The following is a 4428-nucleotide window of genomic DNA, read 5'->3' on the forward strand; positions in this document are numbered from 1 at the left end:
CGCGCGCCCGGAACCGGCGGGCGCCGAGCAGACGGGTGGTGACGCGTGACCGCGCCGACGGCGGGCTTCCCGACCCGCGAGCTCGTGGCGCGGCTGCACGCCGGAGACCGAGTGCTCCTGGCCCTCGACTTCGACGGCACGCTCGCTCCCCTGGTGGACGACCCCGACGCCAGCCGGGCCCTGCCCGAGGCCGTCGTGGCCCTGGACCGGCTGGGCGGCGCCACGGGACTCGAGCTCGCGCTCGTCTCCGGGCGGCACCTGGACGACCTGTCCCGCCTGGCCGACGTCCCCGACGGGACCTGGCTGGTCGGCAGCCACGGCGCCGAGCGCGGTCGCCGCGTCGCCGGAGCCCTCGAGCGGGTCGACCTCGAGCTGCCCGCCGAGGCCGCTGCGCTGCGGACCGAGATCGGCGACGACCTCGACGCCGCGGTCGGGACCGTGGGAGGGGCACGGGTCGAGCACAAGCCCGCCTCGGTGGTGCTGCACACCCGCACGGCCACCCCCGCCGACGCGGCCCGGCTCACCGAGCTCGCGCTGGCCCTCGGGGAGCGCGAGGGGGTCGACGCGATGCACGGCAAGGACGTGGTCGAGCTCTCGGTGCTCGACGTCACCAAGGGCCACGCCCTGGCCGACCTGCGCACCGAGCTCGAGGTCGCCGTCGTGGTCTACGTGGGCGACGACGTCACCGACGAGCGGGCCTTCGTCACGCTCGGCGAGCAGGACGTGACCGTCAAGGTGGGCCCGGGCGAGACCGCTGCACGCCACCGGACGGAGAGCCCCGAGAGCCTCGCCGAGGCCCTGGGCGAGCTGGCCACGGGGCTCGACCTCGGCTGAGGACCCGGCGCCCGGGACGCGGCCGTCGTGGACCCCGGTGGTCACGGATCCGACCGTCGATCCGGTGCTCCGGACCTCGAAGGTGTGGCAGGATGCAGACGTCACGCGCGAGACGTGGGTCACAGTCGACCACGCCTCGCGCGCCGGTGTCACAGACGACACCACGACTCCCATCACGACGGATCGTCCGGCACGTACCTGCCGGTGAAGGGAAGTACCGATCATGGCTACGGTCACCTACGACCAGGCAACCCGCGTCTACCCCGGGACCGAGCGTCCCGCAGTCGACGCCCTCGACCTGCACATCGAGGACGGCGAGTTCCTCGTCCTCGTCGGCCCCTCGGGCTGCGGCAAGTCGACCTCCCTGCGCATGCTCGCCGGCCTCGAGGACGTCAACGCCGGCCGCATCCTCATCGGTGACCGCGACGTCACCGACGTGCAGCCCAAGGACCGCGACATCGCGATGGTCTTCCAGAACTACGCGCTGTACCCGCACATGTCCGTCGCGGACAACATGGGCTTCGCCCTCAAGATCGCCGGCACGCCGAAGGCCGAGATCCGCAAGCGGGTCGAGGAGGCTGCCAAGATCCTCGACCTGTCCGAGTACCTCGACCGCAAGCCCAAGGCCCTCTCGGGCGGCCAGCGTCAGCGTGTGGCCATGGGCCGCGCGATCGTCCGCCAGCCCCAGGTCTTCCTCATGGACGAGCCGCTGTCGAACCTCGACGCCAAGCTCCGCGTCCAGACCCGTACGCAGATCGCCTCGCTCCAGCGTCGCCTGGGCGTCACGACGGTCTACGTCACCCACGACCAGACCGAGGCCCTGACCATGGGCGACCGCATCGCGGTCCTCAAGGACGGGCTCCTGCAGCAGGTCGGCACCCCGCGCGACATGTACGACACCCCGGCGAACGTCTTCGTCGCCGGCTTCATCGGCTCCCCCGCGATGAACATCGGCTCGTTCAAGGTCGCCGACGGCGTCGCACAGCTGGGCGCAACCCGCATCCCCCTCGAGCGGAGCATCGTCGGGGCCATGACCCCCGAGGACAAGGGTCACGTCACGCTGGGCTTCCGCCCCGAGTCCCTCGACATCGTGTCGCAGGGCACCGAGGGTGCGATCCCGGTCAAGGTCACCCTCATCGAGGAGCTCGGCTCGGACGCCTTCGTCTACGGCGAGATCGACATCCCCGGCGAGGAGGCCAAGGAGATCCACTCCGGCGCCGGCGACGCCCGCGTCATCGTGCGTGTCGACCCGCGCCAGGTGCCGGGCAAGGGTGAGACGATCTGGGTCTCGATCCGCACCGGCGAGCGTCACGCCTTCTCGTCCTCGACCGGTGTGCGCATCAACGCCTGACCCGTAGCAGAGCTAGGGAGGGGCGGGACGGCAGCACGCCGTCCCGCCCTTTCGCTGCCCGGGCCCGGCCCCGGGGACGCCCCGGGCTCGAGCCCCCGTCCCCCAGGAGCACCGATGGCTCAGTCACTCCAGATCACGGCCGCGGCCCCCGACCCCGCCCTGCTCGACCTGCCGTGGGACGTGCCGCTCGAGGACTGGCCGGCCGAGACCCTCGCGGCCCTCCCGCGAGGCATCTCACGCCACGTGGTGCGCTTCGTCAAGCTCTCCGGCCGGGTCATCGCGGTCAAGGAGATCGGCGAGACCGTCGCCTACCGGGAGTACGAGCTGCTGCGAGCCCTGAACCGGCTCGACGTGCCGAGCGTGGTCCCCGTGGGGGTCATCACCGGCCGGCGCGACGCGAACGGCGAGCGGCTCGAGGCCGTGCTCATCACCAAGCACCTGCAGTACTCGCTGCCCTACCGCGCGCTCTTCAGCCAGCTCCTCCAGCCCGACACCACGGGCCGGCTCATCGACGCCCTCGCGGTGCTCCTGGTCCGCCTGCACCTGACCGGCTTCTACTGGGGGGACGTGTCGCTGTCGAACACCCTCTTCCGCCGCGACGCCGAGACCTTCGCGGCCTACCTGGTCGACGCCGAGACCGGTGACCTGCACGACCGGCTGAGCGACGGGCAGCGGGCCTACGACCTCGAGGTGGCCCGGGTGAACATCATCGGCGAGCTCATGGACCTCGAGGCCGGGGAGCTCCTCGAGTCCGGGGTCGACACGGTCGAGATCGGCGGCCGGCTGGTCGAGCGCTACAGCGAGCTGTGGGACACCCTGACCGGGGCGGAGTCCTTCGGCACGGGCGAGCGGTGGCGGGTCGCGGCCCGCATCGAACGCCTCAACAGCCTCGGCTTCGACGTCGGCGAGCTCGACATCACCACGGACATCGACGGCACCACCGTGAGCATCCAACCCAAGGTCGTCGACGCGGGCCACCACTCGCGCCGTCTCATGCGGCTGACCGGCCTGGACGTCCAGGAGAACCAGGCCCGGCGGCTGCTCAACGACCTCGACTCCTACCGCGCCGACCTCGACCGGCAGGGCGAGGACGAGGAGTTCGTGGCGCACGACTGGCTGACCACGGTCTTCGAGCCTGCTGTCCGGGCCGTGCCGCGGGAGATGCGGGGCAAGCTCGAGCCGGCCCAGCTCTTCCACGAGCTCCTCGACCACCGCTGGTACGTCTCGAGCGAGCAGGGCCGGGACGTGCCCATGGTCGAGGCCGTCGCGAGCTACGTCGAGACCGTGCTCCGCGACCGCCCCGACGAGAAGTCCGTGCTCGGCCTCGACGCCTCGATGCTCCCCCGCGGCGAGGACCTGCCCGGCGGCCTGGTTCCCTGAGGGGCCGTCGGTTCAGCCCCGCAGGGACTGATCCCTAGGCGCCGCGGCGCCGCAGGCGGTCGACCTCGTAGAGGCTGATCCCTGCGGCTGTCCCGGCGTTGAGGGACTCCACCGCGCTGCTGATCGGGATCGAGGCGACCACGTCGCAGGTCTCGCGCACCAGGCGCCCCAGTCCCTTGCCCTCCGAGCCGACGACCAGCACCATCGGCTCGGTCGCGAGCTCGAGGTCGGCGACCGCCGTGGTGCCGCCCCCGTCGAGCCCGACGATGAAGCACCCGGCCTGACGCAGCTCGCCCAGGGCCCGCACCAGGTTGGTGGCGCGCGCCACCGGCACCCGGGCCGCAGCCCCCGCCGAGACCTTCCACGCCGAGGCCGTGACCCCGGCCGCGCGACGCTCGGGCACGAGCACCCCGTGGGCACCGAAGGCCCCGGCCGAGCGCAGCACGGCCCCGAGGTTGCGGGGGTCGGTCACCCCGTCCAGGGCGACGACGAGGGCCGGGCGGCCGCTCTTCTCGGCCCGACGCACGAGGTCCCGCACGTCGGTGTACTCATAGGCGGGGACCTGGATGACCACGCCCTGGTGGACCAGGCCGTCGGTGAGGCGGTCGAGCTCGGGCTTGGTCACCTCGAGCAGCGGTAGGCGACGGTCCGAGGCGATCTTGAGGATCTCGCGGACGCGGTCGTCGGCGTCGATGCGGTGCGCGACCCAGATGCCCGCGCAGGGCACCCCGGCCCGCAACGCCTCGACGACCGAGTTGCGCCCCGCGACGATCTCGTTGCCCCCCGCGGCCTCGCGGCGTGCGCGGGTCCGTGCGGGGGCGGTGCGGCCGGTGCTGGCACCGGTGGTCGAGGTCGCCCGGCAG

At 72.6% G+C, this 4428-nt stretch carries 4 protein-coding genes; 3 read left to right on the top strand and 1 reads right to left on the bottom strand.

Going from position 1 to position 4428, the window contains the following annotated elements; translation table 11 throughout:
• Positions 1–45: 45 nt before the first annotated feature.
• The 3 genes from otsB (at position 46) to L0B03_RS14355 (ending at position 3565) form a co-directional block, all read left to right on the top strand.
• Positions 46–834, top strand: a complete 789-nt coding sequence (gene otsB, locus L0B03_RS14345; RefSeq protein ID WP_250446957.1) for a trehalose-phosphatase — start codon at positions 46–48, stop codon at positions 832–834.
• A gap of 223 nt (positions 835–1057) precedes the next feature.
• Positions 1058–2185, top strand: coding sequence for an ABC transporter ATP-binding protein (locus tag L0B03_RS14350; protein ID WP_250446960.1), 1128 nt, complete (start codon positions 1058–1060; stop codon positions 2183–2185).
• A gap of 114 nt (positions 2186–2299) precedes the next feature.
• Positions 2300–3565, top strand: a complete 1266-nt coding sequence (locus L0B03_RS14355; RefSeq protein ID WP_250446963.1) for a DUF4032 domain-containing protein — start codon at positions 2300–2302, stop codon at positions 3563–3565.
• A 34-nt stretch (positions 3566–3599) separates the two neighbouring features.
• Here L0B03_RS14355 and rlmB read toward each other — a convergent pair.
• Positions 3600–4428 (bottom strand): 23S rRNA (guanosine(2251)-2'-O)-methyltransferase RlmB (gene rlmB, locus L0B03_RS14360; RefSeq protein WP_250446966.1); only part of this gene is annotated, 829 nt, incomplete at its 5' end.

Source organism: Actinotalea sp. C106 (genome assembly GCF_023630195.1).
GTDB lineage: Bacteria > Actinomycetota > Actinomycetes > Actinomycetales > Cellulomonadaceae > Actinotalea.